The organism is bacterium, from assembly GCA_019912885.1.
Classification (GTDB): domain Bacteria; phylum Lernaellota; class Lernaellaia; order JACKCT01; family JACKCT01; genus JAIOHV01.
In genome coordinates, this window is record JAIOHV010000011.1 from 1 (window position 1) to 18,811 (window position 18,811).

Annotated in this window: 16 protein-coding genes; 7 read left to right on the forward strand and 9 right to left on the reverse strand. The window is 64.7% G+C overall.

Features of this window, described 5'->3' with window-relative positions:
- Positions 1-105 precede the first annotated feature (105 nt).
- Positions 106-834 carry an endonuclease/exonuclease/phosphatase family protein gene (locus K8I61_01300; protein ID MBZ0270644.1) on the forward strand — a complete coding sequence of 243 codons (729 nt, stop codon included), beginning with the start codon at positions 106-108 and terminating at the stop codon, positions 832-834.
- Between the two features lie 419 nt (positions 835-1,253).
- Here the strand turns inward: K8I61_01300 and K8I61_01305 are convergent, their stop codons facing one another.
- Positions 1,254-1,718 carry a hypothetical protein gene (locus tag K8I61_01305; protein ID MBZ0270645.1) on the reverse strand — a complete coding sequence of 155 codons (465 nt, stop codon included), beginning with the start codon at positions 1,716-1,718 and terminating at the stop codon, positions 1,254-1,256.
- 817 nt (positions 1,719-2,535) lie between these two features.
- Here K8I61_01305 and K8I61_01310 point away from each other — a divergent pair.
- From K8I61_01310 to K8I61_01320, 3 genes are all read left to right on the forward strand, one after another.
- Positions 2,536-3,312: a hypothetical protein gene (locus K8I61_01310; GenBank protein MBZ0270646.1), complete on the forward strand. Its 777-nt coding sequence runs from the start codon at positions 2,536-2,538 to the stop codon at positions 3,310-3,312.
- A gap of 71 nt (positions 3,313-3,383) precedes the next feature.
- Entirely contained in the window at positions 3,384-4,307 is a 924-nt protein-coding gene (locus tag K8I61_01315; protein MBZ0270647.1) for a formylglycine-generating enzyme family protein, read from the forward strand.
- Between the two features lie 148 nt (positions 4,308-4,455).
- Positions 4,456-5,676 carry a phosphatidylinositol-specific phospholipase C1-like protein gene (locus tag K8I61_01320; GenBank protein MBZ0270648.1) on the forward strand — a complete coding sequence of 407 codons (1,221 nt, stop codon included), beginning with the start codon at positions 4,456-4,458 and terminating at the stop codon, positions 5,674-5,676.
- Between the two features lie 171 nt (positions 5,677-5,847).
- On the opposite strand, the gene mltG is transcribed toward K8I61_01320, so the two are convergent.
- From mltG to K8I61_01350, 6 genes are read right to left on the reverse strand one after another with little or no spacing between them, the layout of a single operon-like run.
- Positions 5,848-6,942 (reverse strand): endolytic transglycosylase MltG, encoded by a 1,095-nt coding sequence (gene mltG / locus K8I61_01325; protein ID MBZ0270649.1) that lies wholly within the window; start codon positions 6,940-6,942, stop codon positions 5,848-5,850.
- On the reverse strand, positions 6,939-7,367 hold the full coding sequence (ruvX, locus tag K8I61_01330) for a Holliday junction resolvase RuvX (GenBank protein MBZ0270650.1): 429 nt from the start codon (positions 7,365-7,367) through the stop codon (positions 6,939-6,941). Before ruvX ends, mltG begins: the two co-directional genes overlap by 4 nt.
- Positions 7,364-8,842 carry a hypothetical protein gene (locus K8I61_01335; protein ID MBZ0270651.1) on the reverse strand — a complete coding sequence of 493 codons (1,479 nt, stop codon included), beginning with the start codon at positions 8,840-8,842 and terminating at the stop codon, positions 7,364-7,366. Before K8I61_01335 ends, ruvX begins: the two co-directional genes overlap by 4 nt.
- On the reverse strand, positions 8,839-9,714 hold the full coding sequence (locus K8I61_01340) for a metallophosphoesterase (protein MBZ0270652.1): 876 nt from the start codon (positions 9,712-9,714) through the stop codon (positions 8,839-8,841). Before K8I61_01340 ends, K8I61_01335 begins: the two co-directional genes overlap by 4 nt.
- The gene (locus K8I61_01345) at positions 9,711-11,237 is read right to left on the reverse strand and encodes an ABC transporter substrate-binding protein (protein MBZ0270653.1); all 1,527 of its coding nucleotides are present in this window, start codon (positions 11,235-11,237) and stop codon (positions 9,711-9,713) included. Before K8I61_01345 ends, K8I61_01340 begins: the two co-directional genes overlap by 4 nt.
- A gap of 37 nt (positions 11,238-11,274) precedes the next feature.
- Complete coding sequence (locus tag K8I61_01350; GenBank protein ID MBZ0270654.1) at positions 11,275-11,808, reverse strand: hypothetical protein; 534 nt, start codon at positions 11,806-11,808, stop codon at positions 11,275-11,277.
- 315 nt (positions 11,809-12,123) lie between these two features.
- Here K8I61_01350 and tpx point away from each other — a divergent pair, with 315 nt between their 5' ends.
- Entirely contained in the window at positions 12,124-12,639 is a 516-nt protein-coding gene (tpx, locus tag K8I61_01355; protein ID MBZ0270655.1) for a thiol peroxidase, read from the forward strand.
- 200 nt (positions 12,640-12,839) lie between these two features.
- Here the strand turns inward: tpx and K8I61_01360 are convergent, their stop codons facing one another.
- Positions 12,840-15,386, reverse strand: a complete 2,547-nt coding sequence (locus K8I61_01360; protein MBZ0270656.1) for a HEAT repeat domain-containing protein — start codon at positions 15,384-15,386, stop codon at positions 12,840-12,842.
- A gap of 188 nt (positions 15,387-15,574) precedes the next feature.
- Positions 15,575-16,624 (reverse strand): cation diffusion facilitator family transporter, encoded by a 1,050-nt coding sequence (locus tag K8I61_01365; protein MBZ0270657.1) that lies wholly within the window; start codon positions 16,622-16,624, stop codon positions 15,575-15,577.
- A 151-nt stretch (positions 16,625-16,775) separates the two neighbouring features.
- Between K8I61_01365 and K8I61_01370 the strand changes: the two genes are divergently transcribed.
- Together K8I61_01370 and K8I61_01375 are read left to right on the forward strand one after the other, a co-directional pair.
- On the forward strand, positions 16,776-17,585 hold the full coding sequence (locus tag K8I61_01370; protein MBZ0270658.1) for an N-acetylmuramoyl-L-alanine amidase: 810 nt from the start codon (positions 16,776-16,778) through the stop codon (positions 17,583-17,585).
- Positions 17,586-17,661: 76 nt separating this feature from the next.
- A partial coding sequence (locus tag K8I61_01375) for a hypothetical protein (GenBank protein MBZ0270659.1) occupies positions 17,662-18,811 on the forward strand: 1,150 nt, incomplete at its 3' end.

The window sequence follows — 18,811 nt, forward strand, 5'->3', positions numbered from 1 at the left end:
CCCGGAGTGTCGCGATTCTGGCGGTCATCTCCGCGGCGGTCGTCGGCGCGGCGCTGGCCGCGCGGCACCTGCTGTTGCGGCGCGCTGCGGCGAAGGCGTCCCGCGGTGTCTGATCCCGGCGCCGCTTCCGGGATCGTCGTCGCGACGTACAACGTGCATCGCTGCGTGGGGCGCGACGGACGCAAGGATCCGCGCCGCGTGGCCGAGGCGATCCGCGATCTGGGCGCCGAGGTCGTCGGCCTGCAGGAGGTCGAAAACCGCCAGCCGATCCAGCCTCCGAGCCAGCAGCTCAACTACCTTGCCGAGCGGCTCGAGATGACGGCGATTCCCGGGCCGACGCTGTTTTCCGACGAGGGCGATTACGGTAACGGCCTCCTGACGCGGCATCCCGTTTTATCGGTGCGTCACATCGATATCAGCCGATGGCGGCGCGAGCCGCGCGGCATTTTGTGCGCCGACATCGATGTGCGCGGCACGCACTGGCGTTTTCTATTGACGCACTTCGGCCTGCGTTCGTGGGAGCGTTGGGCGCAGATGCGCCTGCTCGTCGATATCGCGATCCACGACGAGGGCGTGCCGACGGTGGTGCTCGGCGATCTCAACGAGTGGCTGCGCCGCAGCCGCAACAACCGGTTGATCGAGCGCTCCTTCGGCCCGTCGCCGATGTTCAAGACGTATCCCGCGCACCGGCCGATCTTTTCGCTCGACCGCATCCTCGCCGCGCCACCGGCGCGCATCGCCGAGATTCGCGCCGTCACGAACGAGCGCATCATCGAGGCGTCGGATCATCTGCCGATCGTCGCGAAAATCGTAGAAGTGAGGGGAGAGAAGTGAGAAGTGAGGAGTGAGAAGTGAGTATTTGCCGCGCTTTTCGCTTTCAACTCATTCCGCCAACCGGCGCCCGGGTCGCACACGGCGCGCCGCCCAGCGGCTTGCAGTCGTCGCGCACGCCGTTGAATAGGGTGAAATATAGATTTATCGGTAACCGTCAAACATTAAATATTTTCAAAATAGGTGGCTGCCCCCTTTATTTACTTTATTTCCTTCGACCGACAAGGAAACAAGATGATCTCGGCACTCTTGATCGTCGAGATAAAGCAAGTAAATTACCATTACCCTCAAATCTAATTCCATTCTAAGAATAGAAATAGAATTAGAGATTAAGCTTTCTCTATGGACTAGTTCTAACGCGTGCCGGCTCTCCTCAGAACGGGATCGCACTTGACGACAAAATATTTGAATATACTTGTTTTTCATTTAGAAATCCCGATATTTGCCTCAATGCTTCTAACGATCTCATCCAACTCAATTCGGATTTTTTCGACCTTTATCCACGAACTTTCCATTATTCGTACCATTCGCATCGGCGGTCCGTATCTTTCAAGATCAAATCTTGACCGCTCATTTCCTTCCCGCCACGCATCAAGAACGTCAGCCAGACGATTCATTACTTCCATGAAAATCAAACGAGAGTTTACTGCCTTCAGTGGAAGACGTTTCATTAAATCTCGGGTCTCTGTTCGAGCCTCAAGAATTGATTTAAGAAAAAATTCGGGTTCTTCCTCAGCATAACCGCGATTCAAATGAAATGCCCTTCTAGTGCGGATCTGATCGACTAGATTTCTCAGAGCGATTTCTTCAGTGTCATCCGCCACCCATTCGGCATCCATAAAAGGGAGCCTTACTCTGACTTTTTTCAATGTCGCTTTACCCGGCATGTCGACTCCATCTTTCAGTTAACATTCGGAGGAGAGCAGAAAAACGGGGGCGGTCACCTGTTTCTCCTCTTCATTCGTACAATTGTTGTCCGAAATGAATGACGAGACCAAGCTGTGGCGGGTTGTCTTTGTCGTTCGTTTGCGACGTGCTTCATAAACCTGCCTCCCGGACCTTACAAGGGCGTCTCCGCTTCGGCGTGCCTGACCCGTCATCCCGTTAGCACGCCCGTCGCCCCCGGAGCGGTTTGGCCCCGGAGCGGTTTGACCCCGGAGCGGTTTGAGCCCGGAGCGGTTTGCAGCCAGCGTGCAATAGCATTTACCGTACACCCTATTGAGCGAGTTTGCGAAGCCAGACTTTCCCACGATTCCTTCGGCGCGCGCAAGGGCGCGTTTGCGGCTCGGACATCGCGAGGAATCGCACGGGCGGCGCGACGAGATTTTGCCGGGGCGATGTCGACCGCGCACTCCGGCGCCGGCGCGCCTTCCCTCGGCTGTCGCTCGGGACTTGCGGCACTGACGGCGCGGCGTTCGCCGCACGGCGGAGCAGCGCCGGTCTTCGACGCGCTCAACCTGACGCAGGCGAAGACCATTTGATGGCCATTGGGTCTATCGTCATGACAGGCGCGGAGTGAAAACGCGAATATCGCCGCCAATCCCCGCCCCGCGCGGGAGCGTCGTTTCCCGGGCGTTCGGCGTTCCGGTCCACGACGACGAGGATCATCCGGCCGGGACGGGATGCACGGAACAAAGGGTTCAATTTTCGGTCTTTTCGCGGCGCGCCTTGACAGCCGGCACGCGGGCCGGTAAGGAATCGCCGATGCTCACCACCTGCATTTTGCGCTCGCCGACCGGTCGATCGAAGTCCGCGCGCCGCGCCTTGGCCGGCTGCGCGGCGCTGTTCGCGCTTGCGTTCGTGGCCGCGGCGTTCGGTTGCGCGCAGGGAAATGAGGACGAGGACGACGGAAGCAGCGTCATTCGCGTTCCGCTTCTCGTCGTGCGCGACGATCTGTTCGAATTTGGCGCCGATGACCTCATCGGATTCATGGATTACGTCAAGCAGCGCGGCCCCGTGGGTTCGCGCGTCGACGCGGTCTTGCAGATCGACCGCCTGGCGTCGTTTGCCGCCGACGGGCAGGACCGCGCGATCGACGTCCGCGTGTATTTGCGAAATCCGGACGCCTCGCGCGACGGTTTCACGCCGCTCGATTTCGTGCAGGACTCGAACCGGCGGACGTTCCATATCAACGTGCCGATGGTCGAGACCGTGCCGGCGATCCTGAACTTCCGCGTGCTCGCGTACGTTTACCCCGATGGGCAAGAGCCGCCGGGCGGCGAGGCGGATGATGATCTCGACGACGACGCCGACGATGACGACACCGGCGGCGATGACGACACCGGTGACGACGACGATGACGACGCCGCCGACGATGACGACACCAGTGACGACGACGATACGGACGCCGACGATGATGACACCGGCGACGATGACGACACGGACGCCGATGATGACGACGCGGACGACTTCGCACGCTTCGAAGCCGCCGCGGACTTCCTGTTCGTCGTGAACGTCGGCGCGCCCGGCGTCGGCGACTGACAAGGCAGCACCCGGATCGCCGATCCCCGATACGCGACGCGCGCGTTCGCCGGCCAATCCTCAAAGCCCTGATGCTTGCCGCCTTGGCCGCCGTTACCGGCGCCGCGCTTCTTGTGGCCTATCGCGCGCGAGGCATTGCGCCGCCGGATTTGTCCGACTTCCCCGCGCCGACTCGTCAACCGCGGCCCTCGCTTCCCAAACGCGCGCCGGAATGCGTGGAGTTGGTTGACGATCGCTGCCCGGGGGGCATGGCGTTTGTGCCGGGCGGCCCGGTCACGGTGATGTTCGAAGGCGAGCGCTGGGACGGCGTCGCGTATGAGGAAACGACGGTCGGCGATTTCTGCATCGACCGCTACGAGGCGTCACAACCGGACGCGACCGCCTCGTCGCCCGGTTCCTGGTCGTACGGCGACCAAACACCCGCCGCCGCGTCGCGCGCGGGCGTCATGCCGTGGACGACCGTGCCGCACGCGGTGGCCATGCAGGCGTGCGAGCGCGCGGGAAAGCGCCTGCCGACCTTGGCCGAGTGGCAGCTTGCCTACTCCGGTCCGGATCCGTACGCCTATCCCTGGGGCAATGAATGGGAAGATCGCCGTTGCCGGGTCGGACAGGCAAACGTCGACGACGTCGCGCCGACGGGGGCGTGTTGCGTGCGCGTTTGCGGGCATCCGGCGCCAGGCGACGAGCCGGGCGGATACGCCGTCTGCGACATGGTCGGCAACGTCTCGGAGATGCTTTCGACGCCGTGGGACGAATCGTGCTTCGGCGACCTGCACATCATGCTCGCGGGCGGGTCGGCGCGCGACACGCCGGAACTGCGCAACGTACAGGAATCGATGCTCGAACGGCCGGGATGTTTCTGGTTTCAGGAATACGGGCTCTCGCGCGCGGGATTGCACCACCACCCGCGCATCCCGCCGACGGGGAATTCGGACGACGGCTTCCGCTGCGCGATGGACGCGCCGTCGCGGAGGGAAACAGGAACGAGAAAATAGAAAAGAGGCTGCGCCCATCAAACGCTCATCGGCTCTTCCGGCTTGCCGCCGTTCGGGCGGGGAAACCGCTCGCTCACGCTCGCGGATCTGTTCATCGCACCGGCCATGTCATGCTAGAAATGCGGCAACCACATGGCGGGACGGTGACATGCGAATCAAAGCGCGGGCTCTTGTTTTTTTCGTGGCGCTGATGGCGTTTGCGGTTTCGACGGCCGGGTGCGCCTGCGGTGGCGATGATGACGACGATGGCGCCGCGCCCGGCGGAGACGACGACTCGTCCGTGGACGACGATGCCGACGATGACGATGCCGACGACGATGATGACCTCGATGACGACGACCTCGATGACGATGACCTCGATGACGACGACACGAGCGACGATGATGCCGGCGACGACGACGCGTCCGATGACGACACCTTTGACGACGACACCTTTGATGACGACAGCGTCGAATATCCGAACGACGACGAATTAACGATCAACGACGTGCAGGCCCTGGGAACGCACAACAGCTATCACATCGAGCCGCCGTTTTTCCCCTGGCCCGACTACCTCTACACCGACGCCCCTCTCGATGAGCAACTCGACATCGGCGTGCGTCAATTCGAACTCGACATCCACTACAACCAGGGGCAGGGCATCCGCGTGTTTCACGTGCCGGTCATCGATCCCCTTACGACGTGCGACACGCTCATCGACTGCCTCACGACGATCAAGGGCTGGTCGGACGCGCACCCGGGGCATCACCCGCTTCTCGTTTTCCTGGAGCCGAAGGACGACATCGACTTTCTCAGCCCCTGGCCGGGCCACGGGCCGGAAATTGAAGACGAGGTTCTTACCGTATTTCCAATCGAGCGGATCATCACGCCGGACGAGGTGCGTGGAACGCACGCGACATTACGCGAGGCGATTCTCGCCGACGGCTGGCCGACGCTCGGGCAAACGCGCGGGCGCGTGATCTTCCACGCGCACGATTCGGGCGATTTCCGCACGAGCTACCTCGCGGACTATCCGAATCTCGAAGGCGCGCTGATGTTCACGGACTCGCGCCCGGGCAACGACTGGGCGGGCGTGATGGTGATGAACAGCGCCGAGGGCGATTTCGACGACATCCAGGCCGCCGTCGCCGACGGTTTTATCGTCCGCACGCGCGCGGCCTCGTGCTGCGACGACGCGCGCAACGAGGACTACACGTCGTTCACGTTCGCGCTCGACTCGGGCGCGAATTTCATCAGCACGGATTTCATCCAGCCGACCGAACGCTGGGGGGATTATTACATCGAGATCCCCGACGGCACGCCCTCGCGCTGCAACCCGGTCACCGCGCCCGCCTGGTGCCTGCCGATCGACATCGAGGCGTTGCCGTAGGGCACGCAATATCGTTTCGACGTCAGAGCCGCAAACGAAGTCGCCCCGCGCCGGGCGGGACGACGAAGTGCGCGGTCGATACCGCACCGGCAATAGCCGCGTTCATCCCGGCGCGAGGCCGACCGCGCACTCCGCTGCGCTCCGTTTGCGGCACTGACGGCGTCATCCGCCCTATCGCCCCCTCTGATACCTGTTCACCGCGTTGACGTGTTCGCGATAGTCGGCGTTGAAAACGTGCGTACCATCGTTGCGCGAAACGAAGTAGACCGCGTTCGTATCCGCGGGCCAGAGCGCGGCCAAAAGCGCGTCGCGGCCCGGGCTGGCGATCGGGCCGGGCGGCAAACCCGCGCGCACGTACGTGTTGTAGGGCGAGTCCACGAGCATGTTGCGGCGGTTGAGGTCGCCCGCGTATTTTTCGCCGAGCGCGTAGATCACCGTCGGATCGCTTTGCAGGCGCATGCCGCGCGCCAGGCGATTCGAAAACACGCCCGCGATCAGCGCGCGCTCGTGCGGCACGCCGGTCTCCTTTTCCACGATGCTGGCGAGCGTGACGATCTCGTGCATCGTGCGCCCGCGCGCGTTTTGACGCGCGCGCATCGGATCGTCGTACACCTCGAAAAAACGCTCGACCATGCGGGTCAGGATCGTCTTGGCGCCCTCGCCGCGCACGTAGTGGTACGTGTCGGGGAACAAATAGCCCTCGAGCCGCGCGGCGGGCACGCCAAGCGAACGCGCGAATTCGGCGCTCGAAATCAGCGTTTCGACGACCGGGCGCGTGTCGATGCCGCTTTCGACGATCATCGCGGCGATACGGCGCATCGCGGTCCCCTCGGGCACGACGAGCCGATGCTGGATTTCGGGGCCGAAAACGAGCGCGTTCAGCACCTCGTCCGGACGCACGCCGCGCGGCACGGCGAACTCGCCCGCGCGCACCTTGGCCGCGAGTCCGCGCGCCTTGGCGAGCCCCATGAAAACGCGCGCGGACGGAATGAGTCCCTCGTCTTCCAGCCGTCGCGCGATCGCCGATAGCGGTGTGCCGGGTTCGATGACGATCGCCGCCGGCGGGCCGGGATCGGTGGCTCCGAACCACGCCTCGGTGACGGCGAAAACGGCGATGCCTGCGATAATCGCAAGCACGGCGAGAATCGCGAAGACGCGATAAAAGCGCCGCCGGCGGACGCCGCCCGCCACCAACATTCTGGTGCCGCCGAAGCGCATCGGCGTCTTTCGCCCGGGCGCCGCGCGTGAGCCTTTCGGCACTGTCACGATCCGGCCTCGCGGTCGAGCCAGTCCTGCAGGATGTTCACCGCGGCCATGAGGTCGGCGAGCCGTTTGCGCTTGTCGCGCCTGATCTTTCGCTCGGCCATCAGCGCATGCGCCACGGAGGTCGTGAGCCGCTCGTCGACAAGCTCCACGGGACCGTCGAATTGCGCGGCGATTTTTTCGGCGAGCGAACGCGCGCGCGTCGAGCCGGGGCTTTCGCGACCGTCCATGTGCAGCGGCAGGCCGATCAGGATCGCCACCGCCTCCTCGCGCCGCGCCAGATCCGCGATCGCCGCCGCGTCGGTCGCCTCGTCTTTCGCGGGCAGCACGACAAGCGGATGCGCCAGCATGCGCAGCGCGTCCGAGACCGCCACGCCGTGACGCACCGTGCCGGGATCGACGGCAAGCACGCGGCCGGGATCGCTCACGCACGCTCCCGGGCGGCGAGGTTCACGACCTGCGTCACCTTGTGCGTCAGCGGATCGCGCTCGATTTCGGCGGCGGTTTCGAAAGTGCGCTCCATGTCCGGCGTCACGCCGTGCCGTCCTAGATATTCCATCAACACGCGGTCCATGTCCGATCGCACCGCGACCGGGTCGTGGCCGGTCTCGGTCACGTAACGCATGCGCAGCCGCGCCGGCGATTCCTCGACGATCTGATACTGGCGCAGGCCGGGTACCTCCATGAACGCGGTCAAAAGCGGCGTCGGCAGGATCGTCACCTTGCCGCCCGCGCGCCCCGCGAGGCGAAGCGTATGATTCGAGCGCCCGCCGATGTCGATTGTCGCGAGCGGCGAGCCGCACGGGCACGGCGTCTCGTCGATCGTCACCGCGTCGGAGATCTCGTAGCGAATGATCGGTTGCAGGAAGTTGTACAGGCACGTCAGGAAGATGCGCTCGCCGCGCACGCCCGGCGGCACGGGCTCGCCGTCGGCGTCCACGCTTTCGATGACGATCCAGTCCTCGTTCAAGTGGTGGCGGCCCTCCGGGCAGGTCGCGGAGATGCCGATCGCCTCCGTGCAGGCGTACACGTCGATGATGTTCGCCTTCGGCCACGCGCGCCCGATCGCCGCGCGGGCGGAGGCCGCGAACGGCTCGCCCGCCCCCGTCACGATGCGCGGTTTCGCGCGAAACGCGCCGGCTTCGGCGCGGCGCGCGAGCTCCTCGAGCATCGTCGGATAGGCGTGGATCGCGAACGGCTTGATCGCCTGGATCCCGGCGGCGATGCGGTCGATCGGATCGGTGATCTCCACGACGCGAACGTCCACGATGCGCGCGAAACCCGGCGGCGCGATCCGCGGCATCAGCACGCTCGCGAAATGCCCGTGCGTCGGGATGACCATCGCCGCGCGCAGCGGCGCAAGCGGCGCGGCCAAAACGCGCGGCCACGCCCAGCCGAACGACGGCGTGTAGCCGATGGCGAACGAGAGCGCGAGCGCGGTCTCCCACGCGAACGCGTCGTAGCAGAACACGCCGCGAAGGCCCGTGGAGCCGGAGGTGTGCGCGACGACGTAGCGCCCGCGAAGCAGGTCGCCCACGCGATGCGGGTCCGACGTGAACTCGAGGACATCCTCATGGCGCACCGACGGATCGGTAATGACGCCGTCGAACGATTCCATCATCCGCGTCTTCGTGCAGGCAGCAAACTCCGAAAGACGAGGATTATCCGGATCGCGCACATTCGCGCGATCGGCGTAAAAAGGGCAGCGCTTGAGGGCAAAGCGCAGCAGCACACGCAGGTTGCGGTCGCGCTCGGCCAACACGGCCTCGCGACGGCCGCGTCGCAAGCGCTCCATCCGATGAATGCGGCCCAGGATGCGCCAGAAGCGTGGAAACTCCGGCGGATCGCGGCGCGCGGGTACGTTTGGCGTCATCGTCGTGACGCGGGTTTCGCGGTCGCTCACGGCGTCCCCGGCGCACGGTCCGGCCACGGCGGCGCGCTCGCGGTAAATTCCAGAATCACGATTTCCGGTCTGACGCCGATCCGGATCGGCAGGTGCGTCCATCCAAGACCCTTTGAGACGTAGAGGTCGGCGTCGCCGACGCGATATGGCCCGTAAAGATAACGCGCCCGTTCGCTGCCGATAAGCAGGCGATGGATCAGGTGCGGCGCCAACGCCTGCCCGCCGTGCGTATCGCCGGACAAAACCAGGTCCGCGCCCGCCGCCGCGAACTCGACCGCGCTTTCGGGGAAGTGCGTCAGGGCGATGACCGGCCGTCCCTCGGGCGTCGCTTTTATCCACGACAGATCGTCCGGGTGCGATGTCACGTCTGACGCCCACAGATCGGCGGCGCCGCGCGGCCCGCGCAACGTCACCACCTGATCGCGCAGAACGCGCACGGGCAGATCGTCGCGCACCTCCCAAGCGCCGGGCTTGTGGCAATAGATGCAGCTTCGCGTGTCCTTGCGATATTCGGCGTCGCCGAGCACCGCAAACGCACCTCCCGGAACGCGAATGCGCTCAAAAAATTCGATCGACGGCTCGGCCGGCCCGCCGTAGGGGCGCAGATCGCCCGCGATGAGAACGAAGTCCGGGCGCTCGCGCTCGATAGTCCGGATCACGCGATTCTCGCGCGCGTATTGACCGCGGACATGGATGTCGGAAAGAACGAGGGCCGTCGTGCCGTCAAGCGCGGCGCCGACGGACCCGCCGACCTCGATGCGGCGGATCTCGACATCCGAGGCGTCCACGAGGTTCTTGTAAACGAAAAGAGCCAGCGCCACGCCCGCGATCGCGAAGCCCCATTTCAGACACCGGACGGCGATACGCGTCACGGCGCTTCCGCCAGGCGCGCCGTCGCAAGCGAGGTGTATTCGCCGCCGGGCAGCGCCTCGAAGCCGACGAGACGCTCGCGCCGCGCGATGACGTTGTCGGCCCACCACAGGCTGACGTACACCGCCTCGTCGGCGAGGATTTCCTGCGCGCGGGTATAAAGGGCGGCGCGCTCGGACGCCGGGGCCGTGCGGCGCGCGGCGGTAAGCAGCCGGTCCACCGCCGGCAGGCGAACGCGCCCGCGATTGGCGCCCGCGGGCGGCAACGATTCGGAATGAAAGACGTAGTACAGGTGATCCGGATCGATCACGCCGACCCACGAGAGACTGTACGTCTGAAAATTCCCCTTGCGGATGTCCGCGAAGAACACGCCCCACTCGTAGGAGCGCTTTTCGACCGCGATGCCGACTTGCGCGAGCTGATCCGCGATCGCGTCGGCGATGCGGTTTCGCAGGCGGTCGGTGCTTGTTTTGAACGATAGTTCGAATCGCGGGAGCGGGCCTGCGCCGTCGGGATCGGGAAAGCCGGCCTCGTCCAGAAGGCGCATCGCGAGCGCGGGATCGTAATCGTAGTCGCGCGCATTCGCCGCGTAGGCCCAGTGCTCCGGCGAAAGCAGCGCGTTCGCCGGCCGCGCCTGGCCGTCCAGCAGCGTTTCGACGATCGCCTCCCGGTCGATCGCGTGCGCGATCGCCCGGCGCACGCCGCGCTTGCTTGCGATGCCGCGCGGGTCGTCGAGGTTGAAGCCGATATACGCGTAGTTGATGCCCGGCGAACGCTCGGTGACGACCCCCGGATCGCTCGAGAGGAACTCGAGCGCGTACGGCGGCGTGCAGTTTTGCAGCAGATCGGCCTCGCCTTTCATCAGCTTCAGCATGCGCGTCGTCTCGTGCGGAAGCACCTCGAAGCGAAGGCGGGCGATGGACGGCGCCGGGCCGTGGTAATTCGGGTTGGCGGCCAGCGTCAGATCGCGCCCCGGGCGCATGGATTCGAGCACGTACGCCCCGCTGCCGACGGGGTGTTCGGCGAACGCCGGGTCCGCCAGGCGCTCCTCGGGGATGACCGCACGCGCCATGCTCATCAAAAACGGCGAAAACGGCCGCGAAAGCGCGACAACGAGCGTCGTCTCGTCCGGCGCGTCGACCGACGCGATGTCGGCAAGACTCGCCTGCGCGGGCGCGCCGTTATCCGGATCGCGCAGCCAGTTGAGATTCGCGGCGATATCCGAGGCGGATAGGGGCGTGCCGTCGGAAAAAACGACACCCTCGCGGATCGAAAAGCGCCATGTCGCGCCGCCGTCGGGCGACTCCCAGCTCGTGGCGAGCGCGGGCGCCGGCGCGCCGTCGGGTCCGATGTCGATCACCCGGTCGTACAGAAGCGGAAGGATCCGGGTGGAATAGGCGTCGATTGCGAAGCGCGGATCGAGCGTGACGGGCTGGCCCTCGAGCGCGATGACCGCGGCGCCCGGGTCGCGTTCGTCGCGACACGCCGAGGCAAAAAGGGCGAGCGCCAACAGAACGGCGGCCATCCGCGCCGCCGGGGCGCCGCGCAAAAGGGCGGGGCCGTCACCCCGTAAGGGGCGCGTTCGTCTTTCCGAGGGCCGCCATGATCTGGGCAAGGACACGACGGTCGATGTTGCGCAGAAGATTGCCGCCGGGCAAGCGGGCCTCGCGCACGACCTCCTGATTCAGGCTCGCCATGTCGGTGTGACCGTACATCTGGCCGATGCGCGCGAAAGTCTCGCCGGGCAAGGTCAAAAGCAACCGCCCGCGATAGGAGAGCTTCACGGCGGCGAACTCCCGGTCTTTCAGCTCGGACGCGAACTGGTAGAAAACTTCGAGCAACGCCGGGCCTTCGGCCAGGCTCGGCACGCCGCGGACGTCGAAACAGACGGTATCGAAGTCGATCATCCGCTCGAAATGCGCGCCGACGCGGGCGTGCGAGGCGGGATTCTCCTTCAAAACGACATCGACGACGGACTGGAGGCTGAGGTGGTTATACAAACGCAGGGAAAGGTAGGCAACAAGCGCCAGGCACAGTGTCGCGAGGATCGCTCGTCCGAGTAAACGGCGGGCGTCCGGAAAGTTCAGGCGGGGCAATTTAAAACCTCTCTTTGCTCTAAAATAAACTCCAATACTGGACCTGCGCGGTACGCGATGTCAACGCATCCAACATATTCTGGAAAGGACGGTGGAGACGAAAGGAAATCCGCAAAGACGAAAGCCGGGCGCGAAGGGCGCGAGCTCCAACAAATAATCCGCGTCGCTTTGGGGCGCTTGCGGCTATGGCTAGGCGTGAGATCGCACACGTTCCCGTGGACGCACCGTTTGACCTCCGCCGCCGCGCCGTAGCACGATGACTCCGCAACGCGCGAATTTTTTTCCATGGCATCGAAAGAACGAGGAGGTTTTTTTATGGCCAACAAAGTCGGGACGGTGAAGCTTGGGCAAAACGACGTGACGCTCGTCGGCAACGCGATCAACGTCGGCGATGCGGCGCCGGACGCGACGCTCGTCAACACGAGCCTGCAAACCGTGAAGCTCTCGGACTACAAGGGCAAGACGCTTGTCGTCGCGCCGTTTCTGTCCGTGGACACCGGCGTGTGCGACGCGGAACTGAAGCACTTCGCCGAAGCCGCGAAGGATCTGGGCGATGACGTGCGCATCGTGGCCATCAGCGTCGATCAGCCCTTCACGCAAAAGCGCTGGTGCGGCGCGGCGGGCGTCGACAACATCGACACGCTCTCCGATCACCGTGACGTCAACTTCGGCCTCGCGTGGGGCGTGCTGATGGAAGAAACACGCCAGCTCGCCCGCGCCGTTTTCGTCGTCGATAAGGAAGGCATTGTTCGCTACAAGGAGGTGCTCCCGAAGGTCGGCGAACAGCCGAATTTCGAAGCGGCGCTCGCGGCGGTCAGGGATGTTCGCTGAGGAAAGAGAAAAGAGGAAAGAGAAAAGAGAATTCGTCGCAAACGTTGCGCGAACTTGATCGAAAACGGAAATGGCGGTACCGCCGACGGGCCGCCATTTTTCCTTGTTCGCCACGTGCCGCCGACACGCTCATCGTCGGGGGCACCGACAAACGATCTGTCGCCGGCTTCTTTCCTCTTTTCTCTTTTATCGCCCCGACACTACTCCGCACTTCTCATCTCCGGCTCGCCGCGTAGTCGGTCGAGCGCGAATTTGGCGGACTGGGCGATTGTCGGATTGCTGTGGTTCAGGTACGCGCGAATGTCGTCGGCGTACTGGTTCTCGCAGATCCGTCCAAGCGCGATCAGCGCGGCGACGACAAGCTCGTCGTTCGGCCGCGCAAACAGGCCTTTTTTCTTCAAAAGCGGCGCGATGACGTGCCCCGCCGCGCGGTCGCCGATCTGTCCCAGCGTTTTCACGACGGCGCAGACGAGGTCCAGATTTTCGTCACTCACCGCCGTCGTGCGCAGGAAATCGACGAGCTTCGGAACGGCAAAGAGCAGGCGATCCTTGCCGATCTGCGCGAGGATGACGCGCTGAAGCGACGGCGGTTGGTCCCCCAGGCGCTCCAGCAGTTCGCGGCCGGGGCCTTCGCCGCCGATGTGCGCCAGCGCCTGAACCGCCGCGCGCGCGACGGCCTCGTTGGGATCGTCCAGGTAGGGAAGCACCGCGGTCGCCACGCTCGGGCGGCCGATGTCGCCAAGGATGCTGATGAGATTGCGGTTGTAATACCAGGGATTTTCCGGGCGCAACTCCTCGACGAGGCGCGAGACGGCCGCGTCGCCGAGCTGCGTCACGTACATCGTGCATCGTTTGCGCACGCGCCGCTCGTCGGAATCCTTGAGCACCGCCAACAGGTGCGGCAGCACCAGCTCCTGATCGAAGCGCGCCAAAAGATGCGCTGACGCCTCGGATTCCTGTTCGGTGCCGATCGTCCAGCGCTCGATGACAAGCTGCAATGTATGGGTGTCGCGCGCGAGGCCGTCGAAGATGCCGTCGAGAAGCTCACGCCCCTCGGGCGTACCCGCGTCGCGCTGGGAGTCGATCGCGCCAAAAATGCGCACCGCCGCTTCCAGCCGGCCTTCCTCGATCAGCAGCCGTAAGTCCTTGCCCAGTTGCGCCGCGGCGATCGTGGAAAATTCCCGATCGTGCGCATGCGCGACCGCGCGCGCGACGATCGACGCGGCTTCCGCCGCGGCCATTGCGCCGCCGAGCGCGGCCAGTTCGATCGCCATGCGGCGCATGCCCTCGAGCGCCGCGGCGCGGACGATTTCGTCCTGCGTCGACAGGTTGGCGCCGACGTGATTGAGGATGACGCGCATGGGTTTGGCGCCGTCCGCGTGCGCGATCAGATGCGCGGCCATGTTGGCGAAGTGGTCGAGGAAATCCTCGTTCGCGAAATCGGCGGCCGGCCGCGCCATGAGGCGCTTGACCTTCAGCGCGAGGAAATCCGCTTCCGTTTCCGTGATGGACAGCAGGTGGATGTTGCCGGCGGCCAACTGCAGTTGCAGGCCCAGCTCGCGCTTTTCGCCGGGTTCCGCGAAGGCCTTCATCAGGATGAGGGTCGCCTCGATCTCGAGCATGCGGGAGCGATCGAAGGCGAAATCGTCGGGATTCAGGCCGTCCAGCAGGCGATGAGCCTCGCGCGACCAGGCGTCGAGCGCGCCGCCTTTCTTGAACGTCGAGATGTGCTTGAGGACGTGCCGTTTGACCGGCCGTTCGGGCGCCGCGTCGAGAGACTCCGCGAAGAAATTGGCGATGACAAACGGGTGCATCCCGCCGACAAGGCCGTCGAGCGCGCGAACGTGACGCCGGCGCGTGGGAATATCGCGTTCGGCGGCAGCCTCGCGGAACATCTCGGCGAAAATGCGGGTTAACCGCCGTACCGGCGCCGCCGACATGCGCTCGGCCAGGTCAAGCGCCTTGGCGTTGCCGCCGGCCCTCGCCAGGTCCACGCGATCGAGGCCCAGCCACCGATTGAGCGAGGTGGCCAGCGTCGCGCCCACGTCCTCGAAATCGATCTGGTCCTGCCCGCGCAAATCGCGCAAGCCGATCGCCTCGCGCAATTCCTGGTCGGCGCCGGCGGCGTCCCACGGGCCGGTCCGAAGCACGCGCGTCATGAACGCGTCGAGGAATCGCCCGTCGCGCGCCTTGGCGACGGCGATCATCGGATCGCTTTTGGGCGGCTCGTCGGCGTGCTCGGCGTGGTGCGCGCCCAGGGCGCCGCTTCGCGTGACGCGCACGAAAAACACCTCGTCCACGGCGATGTGGCGGATGCCCTCGGCGGCGATGCGCTCCTCGATCGAAATTCCCCCCGCGTGCAACTCTTCCGGCATAGCGCCGAGGATCCGGAACATCGACGCCAGCTCGTCGCGCGTCACGCCCTGATGGAACGTGATCGAATGGATATTGCGCGTGTGCATCATGGCCAGGAAGGTGCGCGTTTGCGGGCGGAACTGCACGCGTTGCGGCAGCACCTCCTCGTTGGCCTGAAGGTATCGCTCGTTTTCGGTCAGCGTGACGGACGGCAGGTTTAAAAGCAGCCCGCCCAAAAGCGCCTCCGCGCGGCTGAGCGCATTGGAGACGATGGTGGAGTTTGTCGGATAGCGGTGGATATTCACCGACGCGCTGCAGACGACGTTGATGAAGTCGGCCAAGGCGGCAAGGCTGGCGGCGTTATCAGCGAACTGGGGCGTTCGTGCCATCATCCGGCTCGGCTCCGCGGGGCAAAAATTCGGCGGCGGCGGCGATGCGTCTCGCGCCGGCAACTTTTCTGTGGGCCGCCCCGATGGCTTCCGAACGGATCTGCTTTTCTATTAATTCATCATATCGCGCGCGGGGCCGATGGCAAGGGGGGATTGAACCACGCAGCCCGATTTTCCTGCCGGGATGCGCGCTATAGAGGTTTCGTCCCCACGTACTCGAACACCGCGTGGCCGATGTCGAATTCGTCGAGCACGAAGTGACGCACCTCGTGAGACAGCGCTTTCTGTGCCGCGAGATCCATATCCGCGGGAACGGCCAGACACGCGGTCATGGCGTTCAGGCCCGAGGTGATGACCCAGATATGCACGTCCGTCACCTTCGCGATGTCGGGGAAGCGCTCCTTGATGCCGTGTTCGACCGCCTCGACCGCAAGCCCCTTCGGCGCCGTCTCCATGAGGATGCCCACCGAGTCGCGCGTCAGGCCATACGCCCAGTAGAGAATCACGCCGCAGATCATCACCGACAGCACCGGGTCGATCCACACCCAGCCCGTGTAGCGGATGACAACCGCGCCGATGACGATCACGACCGAAGACATCGTGTCGCCGACCATGTGCAAAAACGCGCTGCGGAAGTTGATGTCGCCGTGCCCCGCGCCCATCAGGATGAGCGCGGTCGCGACATTGACGATAAGGCCGAAGACCGCGACACCGAACATCTGCCAGGCGAGGATCGGCTGCGGCGCCATCAGGCGCTCCCAGGCCTCGACCGCGATGAAGCCGGTGATGACGACGAGCGTCACCGCGTTGAACAGCGCGGCGAGCACCTCCGTGCGGTAGAGCCCGAATGCGCGCTCCTTTTTCGTCGGCCGCGCGGCCAGATACATCGCGAGCACGCTGACGACAAGCGCGAAGGAGTGCGTCAGCATATGGCCCGCGTCGGAAATCAGCGCGAGGCTGCCCGTGATGACGCCGCCGATGACCTCCACGACCATCGCCGTCGTCGTGACCGCGATGGCGATCTTCAGCCGGCGCTTTTCCTTCGGGCGATGTTCGGGGATCTCCCCGGAAAGCTCGCCCGGCCGATGCACGACAAAAAAACCGGAATGCGTGTGCCCGTGCCCATGTTCGTGCCCGTGGCCGTGCCCGTGATGGTGCTTGTGATCGTGGCCGTGATCGTGTCCGCGCTCGTGGCGATGCCCGTGATCGTGATGATGTCCGACGCCCATGCGCGGGAGCATACAGCACGAATTGCGAATGTCGAATCGGGAGTGCGGAATGCCGTCGCGGCTCGCGCAGAAAACGTGACCTTGCGACGGCATTCGCAATTCGCAATTCCGCGTTCGCACATCCTTCCCGTCCCGCGGCCTATTCCTTATGTTGTCCCCGCCCATGCTCCGTCTCCCCCGTCCGACTGCCCGTGCGAGCGGCGCGCTCATCGTCGCGCTTGCGTTTTGCGCCGGCGTAACCGGCATTTCGATCGCACCGGACTATCGCCGGCCGATGCCGCCCGCGCCGGAATACCCCCCTGATTTCGGCACGCGGCTTCTGGTCATCGATCCCGGCCACGGCGGCGACAATCAGGGCGCGATCTCGTTCTGGTTCGCGCGCGAAAAAAGGCGCAACCTTCGCCTTGCGCGCGCGGTCAAACGGCATCTCGAGGAAGGCGGGCACTGGCGCGTCGAACTGACGCGCGATCGCGACGAAAATCTCCCCAACTCCGACCGCCCCCGGATGGCCAACGACGCCGGCGCGGATATCTACATCAGCCTGCACGCGAACGGGCACGTGTATCCGCGCGAGGGATTCGGCGTGATCTGGTACGCCGCGCAGAAAATCGACGCAAGCCGCGCGCTTGCCGAGGCGATCGCGGCGCGTCTTTTCGCCGCGGGCTTTTTTCCGGATCGCACGATGGGTCCGCGCTTCACCGGGCCGCGTGGCGAGCGATCGCCCGAATACGCGCTCACGCACGATTCGCTTCCGGTGTACGTGCGCGAACGGACGGATCACAAGATGGTTTATCCCGCGCGGATGCCGGCCGTCCTGATCGAGACGCACTACATGACGCACGCGGGCGAGGCGATCCGTTTCGCCCTGCCGGCCGCCGCCGAACGTCTGGCGCGCGCCCTCGAGCTTGGGCTTGCCGATTTCGCGCTTTCGGGCGCGTCGGGAGCGGCCGTGGAATCAAGCGCCGAATCTTGAATCCGCGCGCCCTTCATGGTATCGAGTCGGCCTTAATGTATTGCTGGTCTTCCCGGCCGGGGCGAGGGAGTTTTCCGTGCGAAAAAGCTTGATCGCGTTATTGGCCGTCGCGCTGACGGCGGCGACGGCGTCGGCCGCCTGGGTGCAGAAGCAGGCCATGACCACCGCGCGCTTTGAACCGGGCGTCGCGACGGACGGCAGCTATCGCATTTGGGTTTTCGGCGGCACCAATACCGCCGGCGCATTTCTCCGCGATCACGAGATGTACAACGCGAACACAAACACGTGGGTTTCAAAGCCGCAGGCGCCCGCGGGCGGCCTCGCATTTGCCAAGGGCGTGTTCTGGGGACTTCAGCTTTTCATCCCCGGCGGCATGACAAACGGCGGCGTGATCGATGACCAGTATATTTACGACACGCTTCTGAACTGGTGGCTTCCGAATTCGGCCGACCCGGCGCCCGTCGCCCGCTACGGCTATTCGTACGACCTTATCGGCGACTACGCCTATATGTGCGGCGGCGCGGATTCGAGCGACAATGCGAAGTCCGACTGCTACCGCTACGACCTCGACGGCGACACGTGGACCTCCATTGCGTCGATGGACTTTCCGCGCAAGTTCCACGGCAGCGGCGTCATCAACAACAAGCTCTATGTTTTTGGCGGATTGACGACGAGCGAAATCGAGTTGAACGCGCTTGACGTCTTCGATCCGGTCACGGGCACGTGGTCGGCCAAGGCGAACATGCCGACCTACTGGCACGGCGGCTCCGGCGTCGCGGTGGACGGATACCTCGTGTATTCCCACGGCAATTCGGGCGTCGGATTCTTCAACAACACCTACGTCTATTCGCCCGGTTCAAACTCGTGGACGTGGGCCAATCAGGCGGTTCAGCAGGCGCGTGAATTTCCCGCCGCGGCATCCACGGGCGGCGCGGCTTATGTGATGGGCGGGGATCCCGACGCGCCGTTCGGATTCCCGTCGAGTGTCGTGGAGGCGAATGAATCGCCCGTGCCGACGTCCACGACCACCACCACGACGACCAAACCGCCGACGACGACCACGACGAGCAGTTCGACCACGACGACACCACCGACCACGACGACCACCACGCCGCCGACGACCACCACGACGACGCCGGCCACGACCACCACGACGCAGGCCACCACGACGACCACCACGCCGACGACCACCACCACGAAACCGCCGACAACGACCACCACGATGG

Excerpts from the sequence above, each read along its gene's own strand:
- K8I61_01305 (MBZ0270645.1), bottom strand. The coding sequence starts at position 1,718 with ATGCCGGGTAAAGCGACATTGAAAAAAGTCAGAGTAAGGCTCCCTTTT.
- K8I61_01320 (MBZ0270648.1), top strand. The coding sequence starts at position 4,456 with ATGCGAATCAAAGCGCGGGCTCTTGTTTTTTTCGTGGCGCTGATGGCG.
- K8I61_01360 (MBZ0270656.1), bottom strand. The coding sequence starts at position 15,386 with ATGATGGCACGAACGCCCCAGTTCGCTGATAACGCCGCCAGCCTTGCC.
- K8I61_01315 (MBZ0270647.1), top strand. The coding sequence starts at position 3,384 with ATGCTTGCCGCCTTGGCCGCCGTTACCGGCGCCGCGCTTCTTGTGGCC.
- tpx (MBZ0270655.1), top strand. The coding sequence starts at position 12,124 with ATGGCCAACAAAGTCGGGACGGTGAAGCTTGGGCAAAACGACGTGACG.
- K8I61_01310 (MBZ0270646.1), top strand. The coding sequence starts at position 2,536 with ATGCTCACCACCTGCATTTTGCGCTCGCCGACCGGTCGATCGAAGTCC.
- K8I61_01365 (MBZ0270657.1), bottom strand. The coding sequence starts at position 16,624 with ATGCTCCCGCGCATGGGCGTCGGACATCATCACGATCACGGGCATCGC.
- K8I61_01370 (MBZ0270658.1), top strand. The coding sequence starts at position 16,776 with ATGCTCCGTCTCCCCCGTCCGACTGCCCGTGCGAGCGGCGCGCTCATC.
- K8I61_01345 (MBZ0270653.1), bottom strand. The coding sequence starts at position 11,237 with ATGGCCGCCGTTCTGTTGGCGCTCGCCCTTTTTGCCTCGGCGTGTCGC.